Source organism: Candidatus Abawacabacteria bacterium (assembly GCA_016207805.1).
Classification (GTDB): Bacteria; Patescibacteriota; Gracilibacteria; order RBG-16-42-10; family RBG-16-42-10; genus JACQZO01.
On record JACQZO010000009.1, the window covers coordinates 17,033 to 31,091 of the forward strand.

Consider the following 14,059-nt stretch of genomic DNA (forward strand, 5'->3'; position numbering starts at 1 on the left):
AATGATCATATAAGTAGATTGTCATCTTTGATAAATATTCATGGCTTTGGTCCGAAAGGTAGTTTGTCCGCATATTCAAACCGCAGAATTTGATGGTTTTGGCGAAGATTGGCGAGTAGATGATGATGCTTCTTTTGAATCAGTTTGGCAGCATAATGAGCAAGATTTGCGAACAGCTGTGCGGGCTAGAGGGTTTGTGATTTTGCATTGTCCCGTTACACAATTTAGACATGGAACAATACCATGGGTAAAAGCAGAAGATATCTTTTTTGTAGAAATCCCTTTTCATACTGATGGTTATTGTGGTGATCAAATAGTACTGCTGACTCAACACGCTCAAGCGTTACCTCGTTCTCCAGGGACGCTGATTGCTCCAGCCAGTGTGGTGAATGAGGCCTTGAAAAAGGAAAAGTATTATCAGACGCCATCACGCCAAAGTATGCGTGGCCTTTTGGCACAGCCAAATCCTGAGCAATATTTACTTCATGAAGTAATGTATCAACATTGGTTACCTAGGCGCCAAGCTGCAATATTAGATATTCAGCGTGATATCGCTCAAGCTGAAGCGGCGAATATGTACTGTCATGACTGGTGGCAAAATGATGGTGCGGTACTCTTGGTAGATGTATCTTGTCCACCTATTAATACTGTTCATGCCCGCTTATTTGGTTATGAAGGAGAAAAATTGTGGGGTGGACCATTCTTTCGTGCGCTTATCAGATAAAACGTTGTGTTATAGTTGGTCTGCACAATTTCTTATATGTCATTTATTAAGAATTTAAGTGAGGTTTCAGAGCAAGATACTAAACTAATAGGGAAAAAAGCAGCTGTATTGGCTGAATTATTGCGATTGGGTACCAATGTTCCTGCAGGCTTTATTCTCACTACTGAAGCCTTTGAACAGTGGCAACAAAATGGTAAAAGAGAAATTAGCACGGCAGTGCAAACTGAACTATTAGCCTCATTTGATCATTTAGACACAGAAAAAGTAGCTGTGCGTTCGAGTGCCATTGGGGAAGATGGCAAAGTAGCTTCTTGGGCTGGACAGTTTGAAACTGTGCTTAATGTAGAAAGAAACCAGCTAGTGGCAGCAGTGCTCAAATGTTGGCAAGCTGCTAGTAGTACCAGAGTAAAGGCATATGCTGCTCAACATGCTATAGACATCAGTAAAAATCCCTTAGCCTTATTGATTCAAGTAATGATTTCTAGTGAAGTAGCAGGTGTTGCTTTTTCCCTACACCCAGTCACCCAAAGCACGGAGCAAATTTTGATCGAAGCAGTGAGTGGTATAGGAGAGAGTCTCGTCTCTGGTGCAGTGACACCGGATAGATTTGTAGTAGAAAAAAGTAGTGACAAAGTAATAGAGCACAGCGCCCATAGCACTACACTTACTGATCATGAAATTGTTCAATTGTCCGCTATCATTAAAATGATAGAAAAACAGATGCAATGTCCTGTGGACGTGGAATGGGCTAAAGTCGGTAGTGAATTTTTTATCCTCCAAAGCAGGCCAGTTACCACTCAGGTCACTACCAATGATGACAATACTTTGCGACCAACTGTGAAAAGAGATTTGTCGCTTTTTTCAGTGCAAGCTTGGCAAAAAGGTTATGGCGAATACTTTGAGAAAAGCTATGGCTATACACATCGGGCCTTTTTTTATTACGACGGTAAGAAAGTAAATTTTTATCCTAGATTAAGTGACTTTTCTTGTTTTAAAAAAGTGATTATTCCTATGGTCATTCATGATCAGACTTTATTCCAGCGGCTTAATACACAATTCAAAGCAGACATTAGCGAATTAAAAGCTATTAAAGATATTTCTAGAGAAAATATTACCGAGATCTTTGATTTAATTGCTCGCAGTATGAGTTTCTACATGTTGGTGGTAGGAGATGCTTTTGTGGAGGCTCGACCAGAGGCTTGGGAATCACGGCACATGTCAGAAGGTGTGCTCTATGAAGTAGACGAAAAAGTAGAACAATTTTTACAGCAGCTATTGCAGCTAGATGGCCGAAATCCTAAATGGGCGCATGTTATGAGCTTGGAGGAAGTACTGGCTTATATTGATCAATCACCATTGGATTGGTCGGTGATTGAGCGCCGCTTGAATGGATACATTATCCAAGATAATCGGCTGCTTGCCGAGCAAGATTTCAACCTGTTCTGTACTGAAAATCATTTACTGAATCCTGAAATTTTGGCCGACAAACAAGTTACTGAATTAAAAGGCGATATTGCCTATCCAGGAATAGTGAGTGGTAAAGTGAAATTAGTATTAAATCGGGAAGATATTGATCATGTCGAGGCTGGAGATATTATGGTGTGTACCATGACCAATGTGAATTATTACCCAGCTATGCGCAAAGCTGCTGGAGTAATTACTGATGAAGGGGGGATCACTTGTCATGCAGCAATTGCCGTAAGAGAATTGAAAAAGGTTTGTTTGGTGGGAACTAAACAAGCCACGCAACTTTTGAAAGATGGTGACATGGTGACTCTTGATGCTCAATCTGGTAGAGTGCTGCTGTCTTAGTTTGACAGCATAAAAAGGGAAGTGGCAAGATACGGCCGCGTTACTTTACTATGTCTGAGATTATCAATGGCGTTCAATTTTCGGGAAATATACTTTGTCCCAATTGGAGATCGCAGACTTATTCTGAAGGTTTTGGCCGAGAATTAATTCCTGATCATTGCTTGGATTTTGATCATTGGTTAGATCGTGATCGTAAAGTAGTGCAAGCTCTAGTGAGAACTTGGGGGGCTATTGCTATTAATCCAGCAGCTATTCGCGAGAAGTTGCCCAGATGGGTTCGTCTCCATGGGCCATGTGCCAGATTTTCTGCTCCTTGGCATGCTGATGGGGGGATGGGCTTTGAAGTAATAGTATTGGCTCAAGGGGTAAAGGATAGACCACGAAATATGCCCACATTAGTTGCTCCAGCAAAAGCAACTTTCCGTCTTTTGCAGCAAGTTTTTCAAGCACAAGCTGCAACCATACGCCCGGATATTAGAGCTAAGCTACAACCTTTATTGGCTGCCGAACAAGAACCATGTGCCAATACTTTTGCTGCTTTGCATTATCAATTTAATGAACCTTGTAGGATTACCAGGCACACTTTACGAAGAATAATAGATGAAGCGAAACGTCTGGGAGCGGACTTGGTCTACGAGCATAGATGGTCACCAGGAAGCGTATTGCTTATCGATACTAAATATACTCTCAGAGGCACGCGTAACTTTAGTCGAGTAGTTCATGCTCGTATGATTCCTGAAGATGAGACTGCACAAGGGGACTTACCATGGCATAGTGCTATCTAAAATAAAAGCAGATACTGTGAATAGGCAAATTATAGGAAGACATTGACAGTTCATAGTAACATTGAGAGTATCTGAAGCTTTTTGTATTAGGAATGATTGAGAGTATTAATGGTAAACTTTTTGAAACTACTGTGCTATGTCCAAAGGGAAGAACCGGCTATTTCCCTGGAGGCTTTGGTAAGAGACTACAGCCTCAAGATGGCCAGTTTGTATTTGATGACTGGCTGGATAGCAATCTTCCCGAAGTTCTGGCTGCTCTACACACTTGGGGCACGCTAGCTATTGAACAGGCAATTATTAAAGATCACAATCTTTTACGCTGGAAACGTTTGCGCGTCGAACCGAATTTGCCTTGTTTGCCTTGGCATTCTGATGGTGCAGATGGAAGAAAGTTAATTATGTTAGCCCAATCCCACGGCGATACTCTTCGAGAGCCTGATACTTTTGTGGCATCAGCGGATATTATTTTTCTTGCTTTGAAAATAATGACCCAAATGAAGTTAGCTGCTTATCAAGAATCCGTGCGCGATACTTTGATCAGATTATTTGGCCCCGATAAAAGTCCTACAGTTTCAGCATTTGAAAAGGCTTTTCAGGAATTTAATGTCCCTTGTCCTTACACGAGACACGCTATACGTGAGATTATGGCGGAAGTAGCTAAACATTATCAAGATTGGATATATCGCCATCATTGGCATGCAGATTCAGTACTCTTAATGGATACACAATATTTCTTGCAGCAAGGAACTTATTGCCGAGTAGTCCATGGGCGGATGGTAGAAGAAGGTCAATTATTGAGGGGAACTCCTTTGTGGCGGGCAGTAATTTGAGGAGATGGCTCTTGAGTCTAAATGTGTCTCTTGTTACACTGCACTCTCTTTAAATTAAATTATGACTGATGTATTAGCTGGCAAAGGGCCTGAGATTGGGGATGGGATGGAGGCTGATCTTGTTGAATTACGCAAAACTCGTGTAATGGTTGCTGCGGCAATGGAAGGAGCTAAAGGCAGAGGGCTGAAGCCACACTTAAGTGCCTGTGTTGCCCAAATGAAAGCGCGTGGCTTAGCATCGTTTGGTGATGTTGTTGCTGTGCCTAATGGGCAGCGCTATAGTGTGGATTTCAATTTGAGTCAGGAGGGATTAGAATTCTCTTGTATCACTTTAGGAGATTCTTCCTTGCCCACGTTTATGGGAAGATTAAATGAACGTGACCAGATAATGACTTATGGTGACTTCGAAACAGCAGAAATGGTTGCTGTATTTCAAGCAGTATTAAATGTTTTTATGACAGCCACTACCAGTGATGGTAGAGTTTCGTCAGTGGGAATGTTGCCGGTGGGTAAACTAACGCAAGCAATGCCAGCAATGCAGGGTACGGCTTTGGCAGAATTCAAAACTAAGGAGGCTGCTGTGAGTGCTGCTCCGGAATCACAGCTTTTAGCTGGTTACCTGGTAGCAGTATGCAATCTAATGGCACCAGGTGAAAGCTTTGATTCAATCGCTTTTGCTCCGAATGGAAACAAATATGAAATGACCGTGCGGCGTACTCCTGCTGGCGTATGGTTCTCTTATCGTGTGTCGAATCAAGGAGAAATGATTCCAAATTTTTGTCCGGAAAAAATAACCCCAACCACCCCTTTCAAGCCTGATGTAATGGGCATTGATCTTGCGGTAGCACCCTTGCTTGCGAGAGCGATGTTGAGTGCAATAAAGGCTAAAGCTTAGTATGCCAGAACAATTAGAAAGAAAGCGGCATATAGGAAGTGATGCGCACTTCCGTAGTGGGATTCGGGAAATTGTAGAACACGAATCTCCTGCAGGTCCTTATGCGCCAGGCTTTCTGCCAATTGAAGCCCCGCAGCCTGTGCCGGCGAGAGAACCTTTTGTCCCCCAAGTACCGTCTCCCTATGAACAGTTGCCATGGAGTCTTCCCAGAAAAAGGCGTATTGGATTCTAACAAACCTTAGTTGCTGAACAGTATTACACACAACAGAGCATTGACTTCTTGAGTAAGCCCTTTATAATAACTTGTCATTCTTTTTATGACATAAGTTATTTATTATGAGTCATCCTGGTAGACACCATTCTGGTTTAATCCGTGCTTTGGATCGTAGCTTTGTCGCCCAAACAGCGAAATTTGGAGATTATCTACATAGACTTTGTTCAGAGGCAGCTCGTCATGAAAAACCACACTTACAGTGGAGCCTCGATCATATTCCTGTTGCTGCAGACCATACAGCAAGTGTTGATGTACGCTTTTCCCAATTATCTGAGGCTGAGGTGGCTGGAGTGAGAGTTTGTTTATTAGAAATTTTTATCAAGCCAGCTACTTCAAAAGGTTCTTTACGATTGGAGATTTTGATTCCCTTTGGTTTGGATACGCAGGCAAATGTTTCTTTATTGCCTGATAGTGTTACTGATAAAGGTATTTACAAAGCACCTACTCTTCCATTTGATATTTCCTGTCGAGATATCGTACCAGATCAAAGTCACCTGTGGTCATCCGCAACCTTTCGCACTCGTTTATTAGAAGCCTTGGCTGATTCTACCAAGATGAAACAGCTCTATCATAAGGGACCTGCTGATACCATTAGTGAATAAGCTTATTTAACAGCGATACAGGCATTATCATTGAGAAATTGAGCAGGATCACTCATGTACAAGATTTGAGAGTACTCGCTTTCGGTAATAGGACTTACTGACAAGCGTCCTTGTTTCAGCATGGCCATATTTTCTAGTGACTCGGTGGCTTTCATCTTACTCAAAGCAACAGGCTTCAGGGGCTTTATATATGCAATATCCACCGTGGTCCAATTTTCGCCTGATGCAGTTGGGTCTGGATAAGCAATTTTTATCACTTTTGCTATACCTACAATTTGCTTCTCGTCTCCACTGTGGTAGAAGAAACAAATATCTCCGACTGCCATTTTCCTTAAATTGTTGCGGGCTGTATAATTTCTCACTCCAGTCCAAGCTGTGCTTTTATCCTTCTTCAGTTGGTCAAAACTATAAGCTTCTGGCTCACTTTTTAGAATCCAATAATTCATAGAGTAAACAGGTTACACTAAACACTTAATCAATTGAGTAAGATAAATACAAGTGGTGGAGATGAACAAGAATAAGGTACCATTGGCAAGTCAAAGGTTTTTGATAACACATAAGTTATGGGAATGATTACTCCTGCTGCTGCCATTATTGTGTTGGGACGAGGCATTTTGTCCAATAATACTTTAGGGAACGAATTGGGACGAGAGAGAAGATCATAAAGACGAAGACAAAGACCAAGACGAAGACAGAAAAAAAACTAGAAAAAGTTGGAAAGCTTTGCTCATCGAAATGAAGGATACTTGTGACATAATAAAAAGTGTGCCGCTCAAAATTAATATCTTGTCTTCTGTCTTAGTCTTCGTCTTGGTCTTCCATGATCTTCTCTCTCGTCCCTCGTCCTCCCTGCTAGGATACTACCTGTCCGCTAGTTATCCATTTTATGGTACAATTATCTGAAAACAAAAATATAGGCAATGGCTGAGCAATTAGATCAGAAATTACGTGCTGGAGCTGTAACAGAGCCAGAACCCACAGTGCCTACTTATGATCCTACCCGATTTAAGTTAGATGGTGGGCCTCTTAACCGTATACTTAGTGGCTTAACAGCAAACACTACTCTTCAGCAGGAGAGAAATACTGTGGTAGACCATCCATCGGATGATAGGGATAAGGAAGATGATGAACGAGCAACAGGAGTAATGGCATCAAGTTTGCCTCAACCTGCTTTATCAGCATTATCTAAGTCGGGACCTGATTTAGATAATGCTGAATTAGAAATAGAACGATTAAAGCAGGTACTTGCGGAGAGACGAGCACAGTTAGCGCGTTTGCTGGATGACATCTACAGTACATTTGGCAGCAATTGGACTGGACCAAATGCTAATGATTATCTTGGTAAATATCCTGCACTTTCAAATGAAGTAGTGTATGCCGTGATTGCCAATCGTGAAGCAGTTTTTAATGACTTTGCCCTACGCGAAGCTTTGTGTATTGGTGGCGAATATTTGAGAGATTTAGATGGTAGTGTTGTCAGTATTTATACCCTGGCTTCCTTGAAAGAAGGCGGTGTTCTGGGGAAAGGCGGCGTTGGCGTGGTGAAAGATGGTTATATTTTAAAGAATAATGTTTTAACGAGAGTAGTAATCAAAGAGCCTATTTTAGCAGACAGAGAAGGTAAAGATGCGGCAAAGCGAGCTGAGGAAAAAAGAAAAGAACAAGAGCGGATCACTGCATATATGAGAGAAGCGACTAATGCGAATCTCTATCTAAGAGATCCCATTCCCGGTGTGGCAAGATGTCTAGCAGTCACCGAACCTCGGCCCAATGGTTTGCCAGTACTAGTCTATGAAAAGATTACTGACAAAAATGGCAAGGTTTGTGACGGTATTGATTATGCTAAAGACAAAAGTATCCTACCTTCACGGAAAATTCTTGCCTTAGCTGGTTTGTGTAATACTATTGCTAATTACCAAGATCCAGGACTGGCTCATTGTGATGTTAAACCTGAGAACACATTAGTAAATCATAGAGGTGAATTGATACTTTCTGATCCAGGTAGTACCACAACGATTGATGAGAGGCTTAAATATGAACTGTCTGATGATCATCCCAGTAAGGGGGGACTATTCCGTGCCTATACGCAGGGTGATAGAGAAGTATTAGAACCAATTGGCTTAACTCCAGTTTTTGCAAATGTTGTAAATATAGTTCAGGCTTTTGAGCAAGGCCACGATATCAGAGTAATTGACCGACAGGCTTTGGCAGTGATGATAATTGATCTTCTCCAAAGTGCCGGCATTCTTAGCGGCATATATGCTGATTGGCAAAATCCTGAGATTTATCGTGTATCTGATCTTAAAGTGAAACTAGCCTTAGATCCGACGCAGTTTCCTACTCCAGCGCTTCATGGTCTGCTCGCATTAGTGGATGAATTAGGTAATATGAATGTGCCAGTTGCGAATTTACGTTCGCTAAGAGACATTGCTCAAGATTTGGAAAGAGTGGCATCACAATGTATGGCAACAGGCGAGTTAGATGGTCTCTATCAAAGTTTTGCCCAATTACCTGATTAATTTTATGCTTAAGCTTTCGGATCCGGATAAGCCTTCATCAGTAATTACTGACTTCTGTCATGGGGTCGCCTTAGCTAAGATGGCTCTTAATGATGCCACTAACCCTAAGGTCATCGTGATAAAAGATTATTTAGAAGCACTCAAAGAGATACTAACACCAGCAATTGGGGAAGTAGCGTGGGCTGCATTTATGAGCCGCATGCAAGCTAAGTTACAACGGCCACATCATGGCGTAGGGACAGCCTTTGTGCTGGTAGTTCTTCCGTGTACCTACATAGGTGTACCGTGGACTGAAGAACAATTGCGTAATGGCGACTACTTAGCATGCATTCCTTATCATGCAGACCAGACTATCTATAAAGAACCTTTATATAGTGCTATCCCACAAGCTGTATGGCAGGCCGGTCGTATCGATTTACCTACCACTGACGACCTTACTACTATCGTACCAGCATTACTAAATGCGGCCCGAGAGAGAATTCGCGTTGCTGGTAATTTGCAGAACCTATAGAAATTGTCATCCAAAAACTGAATAGCAGAGGATGAAATTGGGTATGTATTTTGTTTAAGATCTGAGTTACCCGATTGCTAGTTGTAGTTTGGAGAAAATTAAAAAAGTCTGACTAATTTCTTGGTGAATTACTCTGAATCATGGAGGTGATTAGTCCACTCAACATTTTGTGTATAATCAATAACGCCTGCTTCCATTTCATGCGCTGATCGATCTGTAATTCATCTTCTAGTAACAAGTTCAACACAGCAACACAAGTTTATTTTACTAAATAAATTATGAAAATATTCTTATTCAATCAATTCCTAGTTCCTTGCTCCTGATTCCTTGAGCTCGCAAAAAGGCCTAGATACAAAAATGCTCCTAGGAATGAGGAACGAGGAAGATACCGTCCCAGAATGGGTGTTAAAAATGGGGGTTTTGGATGATGTGGTAGAGTAAAGAGGACAATTTAGGTAACTTACTATGCACAAAAAAGCCTCGGTGTAAGTTCTGTTCCAAGGAACAAGTACGAAAGCACGGGAAGCGACGAGGCCTGCAAAGATTTTTCTGTGATCAATGCGAACGGAGCTTTAGCATAGATTACCGGCCACGAAAGAAACACATCCTCAGAGATCACATCGATGGAACAGCAATCAGAAACATAGCCCGGCATACACACAGCACAAAATCAGTCGTAGGAAGACAGTACTTAGAAGAGTTAGAAAAACTACCGCATAACAATGACATAACGTTTCAGTACTGTAACCGGTTCTGTGGCATCTTAGTCGTAGATGGGAAGTATGTTCGGGTCAAAGGGGCTGCTAAGAAAATACCCTTACTCTGGGGAATAGACTATTTCACGCATGATCTACCAGTCTTTACGTTGGCACGATCAGAAAGCTATGCAGCATGGCTGAAGTACTTTGGTCTCCTGAAATCGGCAAACTATCCCTTAAGCTTAGTCATCTGTGATGACAATGAAAATATTATGAGAGCAGCACAGTATATGTTTCCTCATGTGCGTATCCAAACATGTCAGGTGCACTTTGTAGAGAATATCCGAAGAGCATTACAAACCAGAACAGAAGAGAAGTTCCGACCGTTTCTTACGGACATAGTGAATCTCTTATTTCGTAAAAAGATTACGCGTCCAGACTTTGAGAAGAAAGCATACCGAATCATGAGGAGGTATGAAGCCGATCCAGTAGTATTTCAGTACATGCTAAAGATAGATAGCTATACAGGTTTATTAACAGCAGCAGCTGAATATGTAGGAGCACCGAGAGATACGAATCTCATTGAGTTGTACAACTCCCATCTTGAAGGGAGATTAAAGAGTATAAAGGGGTTTGAAACATTTCGGACAGCGAGGCTCTGGCTGAATGCATACATACTCAGAAGAAGATACAAGCTATTCACAGACTGTAGCCGTAAGTTCAAATATTTGAATGGTACAAACTCGATTGGAAGAACAAAAAAACGAAATGGCTTCTTACCTAGCTTATTTCACTAAAAAACAACCCATTTTGGGACGGTATCCACTCGCTCGCCTGGATTGGTGCGAGCTCGTGGAGCCACTTGTCGGACTTGAACCGACAACCTTTCGCTTACAAAGCGATTGCTCTACCATTGAGCTAAAGTGGCCTATTGCCAAAACGTCAGCATCTTACTGGCTTCTCTTATTTTCTTCAAGACTTTTATGGCAAATAACCTTCATCTAGCAAACTTGTCTGTCTGTTTGATGTAAAAGCGTGGGATCATTCCCATCATGAGAACCATTTGAAGCTGCCGGGAACATATTATGAAAGTGTAGGCGCACTGCTAAAGGATTTTGTAACTTAGCATAGAACTCACGCAATAATGATATGCCATCTTCAATGCTAATTTCACCAAATATCGCGTGTTGTGAAAATTCTGTTGGTACTGCTAAATAAACTCGGCGATTCTCTTGAGGATCAATATAACTCAGTATTGCTTCAGCCCGAGCAGTGTCCTTACTATCATCAAATATAACACTTACTTTAGCAGTATCTACTAATGGAGGTGCATAAATATCATGATCAGCTCTCAGGATAGTACCAAGAACTTTTCTAATCGAAAGTAACAACGCTCTTAGCTCAATTTCCTGAGGACTTACTTCTCTTTTCTTATGCTCAAAAGCAATTCCTTGCGAAGCTGAAAAATCGGTCTCAACACAGTTGTGGGACATGAGTATATCTTAGCGACGGTCAAAATAGCAGAATAAAATGTAAGATCAAGAGTGCATCGCAATACAAATTATTTTTTAGCAAGAGCCCAAATTATGTTATCTTAATCTTAACTTACCCAAATATATGGCTAATACACTTGCTTCAATATCAGTGCATGAATATGGGGAGAAATTAGCACCAGTAATTTGGGGGAATATTTCTCAAGAATATCGGGATGAGGCAAACAACCAAATTAATCTCCCTGATAGTGTCCGAAAAGAATTAGCAGCCTTATTACATCCCTGGATGCGCATGGCTGATAGAGACGGAATTCCTGGTAAAAAAGTGCCAGCGAGTTATGATGCCCAAGTACAAGGCTGGACCACACAGTCACGGATACTAAGATCTCAAGCAGGATTAGAATTATGGGCTGTATATAATTATCGAGCAGGACGAAGACGATTACAAACCGATCGCTTAATAGAATTTCTAATTGGTGATGAAATCGCAAACCACGGCCAAATGAATGGAAACAACAGGTGGTAGAAAACACTATGCTCCCTGCACTTTCAGATTGGGGACGAGAAAATCCTGACCCAACTGGAGAAAGATTGATATTACAGCCATTTCTTCCTTCCGTGAATGCCTATGATGCTATTGCTCGTCCGCATGAAGTTAGTGACTGGGGCCCTTTTGAGTGGGCTGGGGATATGTCAGCAGAGGACTGGATAGAACATATACCAGCCATGACCACAGCTTTGGCATATATGCACAGCCAAGGGAAAGTGGTTGGTGAAGCTATTTTGCCTAATCTTGTGTTTACTGAAGATGGTTTGCCAATTTGGGTAGATGCTGAAGTTAGTTATCGTCGGGAAATTCCTACTCTCCAGCAACATGCTTTTGACCTGAGAAACTTAACATTATCCTTATCTTCATCTTTACGTCAAAGAATGGGGGCGGCTTTTGATACTCATTCCGTTGTCACTGCAGTAGTGAATGCCTATCCTGAGCCGGCTGTTTTACAACAATTAGCTGCTTTATTAGAAAAGCCCTTGCCATGGTGCCAACGTTTAGCAATGAATGAATTTATGCGTTATCGGATTGGAGCAGGGAGTAATGAGCAATATGAGCATGTCCGGCATGTGTTAAGGGAACAGATCAGCCGTGTCCTTGAAGGCAAATAAAATCGCGCGACGGTTGAGGGCACTTATGCTACTTTATTGCCAAATGAATATGAATTATGAAAGAAGTAAATTGCCGTATCACAGGAACACCGTTTCAAATTCTTCCTTTAGAAGAGCAACTACTCGACAAAATTAGTCCAGTAATTAATGGGCGTAAATTTGCTTTACCCTTACCCACAATCTGCCCCCAAGAAAGACTGAGAAATCGTTTGGCTTTTCGTAATGATAGAAATCTGTATCGCCGAAAGTGTGCTTTAACTGGTAATGATATTTTATCTGTCTATCATCCAGAAAAGTCTTTTCCAGTCTATAGCATGACTGCTTGGTGGAGTGATCAGTGGGATCCACTGGCATATGGTAGGGATTTTGATTTCTCGCGGCCTTTTTTTGAGCAATTTGCTGAATTGATGCAGGCTGTGCCACGTTTGGCGATGATTAACAAAAATCCCAACAATAGTGACTATATTGCTATTGGCTCAGATAATAGGAATTGTTATCTCTGTTCGCCATCCACAGCAAATGAAGACTGTATGTATGGTGGTGTATTGTACCATTCAAAAAATGTGGTAGACGGTTATATGAGTTTAGCTAATGAAGTTTCCTACGATACTATTCACTGTGATCATTGTTATCGCTCCTTTTTCTCTAAAGACTGTGGTCATTGCAGTGATATTTATTTTTGTGAAGATTGTTCTGGCTGTCAGAGCTGCTTTGGTTGTTTCGGTTTGCGTAGCAAAAGTTATTGTTGGTTCAATGAGCAACTTACCAAAGAGGAATTCGAGCAGAGGCTCACAGAATTTAAAGGACACTTATCACGACAGAAAATTGAGGAAATAAAAAAACAATTTGCCGATTTTGCCAAGCTATTACCTCATCGCCCCTTATATTTGCGTAATGCTGAGAGCTGTTTAGGTGACTATCTAGTTGATTGCAAAAACTGTCTTTATTGTTTCGATCTGGAGGAGGCTCAAGATTGCGTTTACGTCACAAGGTTTGCTCGAGGAATAGTAGATTCAGTGGACTCATGTGAGGGAGCCGATGGGGTTGAATTGTGTTTCAATGTGATGAGTGCTGGACTCAAGCTCTATCATGCTATTTGTACTACCTTTGTCTGGGGATCACGAGATGTTATCTACTGTGATCATTGTTTCAATGTAGAAGATTGTTTCGGCTGTATTGGTCTTAGAAATCATGCCCGTTATTGTATATTCAATAAGCAATACACCAAAGAAGTATATGAAGAGTTAGTACCCAAGATTATTGAGCATATGCAAAAAACTGGAGAATGGGGATTATTTTTTCCTGCTCACTTAGCACCCTTTAGCTACAATGAAACTATTGCCTCAGTAGCATATCCTTTGAGCAAAGAAGAGGCCTTAAAGAAGGGGATGAATTGGAGCGATTACCAAGCGCCACTGCCACAAGTGCCAGCAGTAGCGGTGGCCACTTTACCAGCAATTATTGCTGATGTTTCTGATTCCATTTTGGATCAGGCTATTCTCTGCAAAGAAACGGAAAAACCTTTTCGTATTATCCGCCAAGAATTAGATTTCTATCGTGCTAATAACATACCGCTACCTGATAGTCACCCTGATATTCGCCATTTGCATCGTGTTCATGCTCGTAATGCCAAGATCTTTTATAAACGTAATTGCCCCAAAGATGGCAAGGAATTTTATACAACGTATAAGCCTGACAATAATGCAAATATTTATTGTGAGCAGTGTTATCTGGCAGAGCATAGCTAGTAGC

At 41.4% G+C, this 14,059-nt stretch carries 15 protein-coding genes and 1 tRNA gene; 13 read left to right on the forward strand and 3 right to left on the reverse strand.

Annotation, left to right across the window (positions count from 1 at the left end; all coding sequences use genetic code 11):
• The first annotated feature begins 40 nt into the window (after positions 1-40).
• The 7 genes from HY817_02455 (at position 41) to HY817_02485 (ending at position 5,922) form a co-directional block, all read left to right on the forward strand.
• Entirely contained in the window at positions 41-724 is a 684-nt protein-coding gene (locus tag HY817_02455; protein MBI4836097.1) for a hypothetical protein, read from the forward strand.
• A gap of 36 nt (positions 725-760) precedes the next feature.
• Entirely contained in the window at positions 761-2,536 is a 1,776-nt protein-coding gene (locus HY817_02460) for a hypothetical protein (protein ID MBI4836098.1), read from the forward strand.
• A gap of 50 nt (positions 2,537-2,586) precedes the next feature.
• On the forward strand, positions 2,587-3,321 hold the full coding sequence (locus HY817_02465) for a hypothetical protein (protein MBI4836099.1): 735 nt from the start codon (positions 2,587-2,589) through the stop codon (positions 3,319-3,321).
• Positions 3,322-3,413: 92 nt separating this feature from the next.
• The gene (locus HY817_02470; GenBank protein MBI4836100.1) at positions 3,414-4,151 is read left to right on the forward strand and encodes a hypothetical protein; all 738 of its coding nucleotides are present in this window, start codon (positions 3,414-3,416) and stop codon (positions 4,149-4,151) included.
• 61 nt (positions 4,152-4,212) lie between these two features.
• Entirely contained in the window at positions 4,213-5,046 is an 834-nt protein-coding gene (locus HY817_02475) for a hypothetical protein (GenBank protein ID MBI4836101.1), read from the forward strand.
• Between the two features lies 1 nt (position 5,047).
• On the forward strand, positions 5,048-5,278 hold the full coding sequence (locus HY817_02480) for a hypothetical protein (protein MBI4836102.1): 231 nt from the start codon (positions 5,048-5,050) through the stop codon (positions 5,276-5,278).
• 104 nt (positions 5,279-5,382) lie between these two features.
• On the forward strand, positions 5,383-5,922 hold the full coding sequence (locus tag HY817_02485) for a hypothetical protein (GenBank protein ID MBI4836103.1): 540 nt from the start codon (positions 5,383-5,385) through the stop codon (positions 5,920-5,922).
• Between the two features lie 2 nt (positions 5,923-5,924).
• Here the strand turns inward: HY817_02485 and HY817_02490 are convergent, their stop codons facing one another.
• Entirely contained in the window at positions 5,925-6,368 is a 444-nt protein-coding gene (locus tag HY817_02490; GenBank protein ID MBI4836104.1) for an EVE domain-containing protein, read from the reverse strand.
• 474 nt (positions 6,369-6,842) lie between these two features.
• On the opposite strand from HY817_02490, the gene HY817_02495 reads away from it, so the two are divergent.
• From HY817_02495 to HY817_02505, 3 genes are all read left to right on the forward strand, one after another.
• Positions 6,843-8,441: a hypothetical protein gene (locus HY817_02495; protein ID MBI4836105.1), complete on the forward strand. Its 1,599-nt coding sequence runs from the start codon at positions 6,843-6,845 to the stop codon at positions 8,439-8,441.
• Positions 8,442-8,445: 4 nt separating this feature from the next.
• Positions 8,446-8,952 (forward strand): hypothetical protein, encoded by a 507-nt coding sequence (locus HY817_02500; protein MBI4836106.1) that lies wholly within the window; start codon positions 8,446-8,448, stop codon positions 8,950-8,952.
• Positions 8,953-9,817: 865 nt separating this feature from the next.
• Positions 9,818-10,447: a transposase gene (locus HY817_02505; GenBank protein ID MBI4836107.1), complete on the forward strand. Its 630-nt coding sequence runs from the start codon at positions 9,818-9,820 to the stop codon at positions 10,445-10,447.
• 56 nt (positions 10,448-10,503) lie between these two features.
• On the opposite strand, the gene HY817_02510 is transcribed toward HY817_02505, so the two are convergent.
• Together HY817_02510 and HY817_02515 are read right to left on the reverse strand one after the other, a co-directional pair.
• Positions 10,504-10,578 (reverse strand) — tRNA-Thr (locus tag HY817_02510).
• A 73-nt stretch (positions 10,579-10,651) separates the two neighbouring features.
• A complete protein-coding gene (locus tag HY817_02515) occupies positions 10,652-11,143 on the reverse strand; it encodes a hypothetical protein (GenBank protein ID MBI4836108.1) in 492 nt (163 codons plus the stop codon).
• Positions 11,144-11,267: 124 nt separating this feature from the next.
• Here HY817_02515 and HY817_02520 point away from each other — a divergent pair, with 124 nt between their 5' ends.
• From HY817_02520 to HY817_02530, 3 genes are read left to right on the forward strand one after another with little or no spacing between them, the layout of a single operon-like run.
• Positions 11,268-11,669: a hypothetical protein gene (locus HY817_02520; protein MBI4836109.1), complete on the forward strand. Its 402-nt coding sequence runs from the start codon at positions 11,268-11,270 to the stop codon at positions 11,667-11,669.
• Positions 11,670-11,677: 8 nt separating this feature from the next.
• On the forward strand, positions 11,678-12,307 hold the full coding sequence (locus HY817_02525) for a hypothetical protein (GenBank protein MBI4836110.1): 630 nt from the start codon (positions 11,678-11,680) through the stop codon (positions 12,305-12,307).
• A gap of 56 nt (positions 12,308-12,363) precedes the next feature.
• A complete protein-coding gene (locus HY817_02530; protein ID MBI4836111.1) occupies positions 12,364-14,055 on the forward strand; it encodes a hypothetical protein in 1,692 nt (563 codons plus the stop codon).
• Positions 14,056-14,059: the final 4 nt, after the last annotated feature.

What these genes read in the sequence shown, in the direction of transcription:
- HY817_02455 (MBI4836097.1), top strand. Translation starts at nt 41, where the DNA reads ATGGCTTTGGTCCGAAAGGTAGTTTGTCCGCATATTCAAACCGCAGAA.
- HY817_02470 (MBI4836100.1), top strand. Translation starts at nt 3,414, where the DNA reads ATGATTGAGAGTATTAATGGTAAACTTTTTGAAACTACTGTGCTATGT.
- HY817_02465 (MBI4836099.1), top strand. Translation starts at nt 2,587, where the DNA reads ATGTCTGAGATTATCAATGGCGTTCAATTTTCGGGAAATATACTTTGT.
- HY817_02480 (MBI4836102.1), top strand. Translation starts at nt 5,048, where the DNA reads ATGCCAGAACAATTAGAAAGAAAGCGGCATATAGGAAGTGATGCGCAC.
- HY817_02530 (MBI4836111.1), top strand. Translation starts at nt 12,364, where the DNA reads ATGAAAGAAGTAAATTGCCGTATCACAGGAACACCGTTTCAAATTCTT.
- HY817_02495 (MBI4836105.1), top strand. Translation starts at nt 6,843, where the DNA reads ATGGCTGAGCAATTAGATCAGAAATTACGTGCTGGAGCTGTAACAGAG.
- HY817_02515 (MBI4836108.1), bottom strand. Translation starts at nt 11,143, where the DNA reads ATGTCCCACAACTGTGTTGAGACCGATTTTTCAGCTTCGCAAGGAATT.
- HY817_02490 (MBI4836104.1), bottom strand. Translation starts at nt 6,368, where the DNA reads ATGAATTATTGGATTCTAAAAAGTGAGCCAGAAGCTTATAGTTTTGAC.
- HY817_02500 (MBI4836106.1), top strand. Translation starts at nt 8,446, where the DNA reads ATGCTTAAGCTTTCGGATCCGGATAAGCCTTCATCAGTAATTACTGAC.
- HY817_02475 (MBI4836101.1), top strand. Translation starts at nt 4,213, where the DNA reads ATGACTGATGTATTAGCTGGCAAAGGGCCTGAGATTGGGGATGGGATG.
- HY817_02520 (MBI4836109.1), top strand. Translation starts at nt 11,268, where the DNA reads ATGGCTAATACACTTGCTTCAATATCAGTGCATGAATATGGGGAGAAA.
- HY817_02460 (MBI4836098.1), top strand. Translation starts at nt 761, where the DNA reads ATGTCATTTATTAAGAATTTAAGTGAGGTTTCAGAGCAAGATACTAAA.
- HY817_02485 (MBI4836103.1), top strand. Translation starts at nt 5,383, where the DNA reads ATGAGTCATCCTGGTAGACACCATTCTGGTTTAATCCGTGCTTTGGAT.
- HY817_02525 (MBI4836110.1), top strand. Translation starts at nt 11,678, where the DNA reads ATGCTCCCTGCACTTTCAGATTGGGGACGAGAAAATCCTGACCCAACT.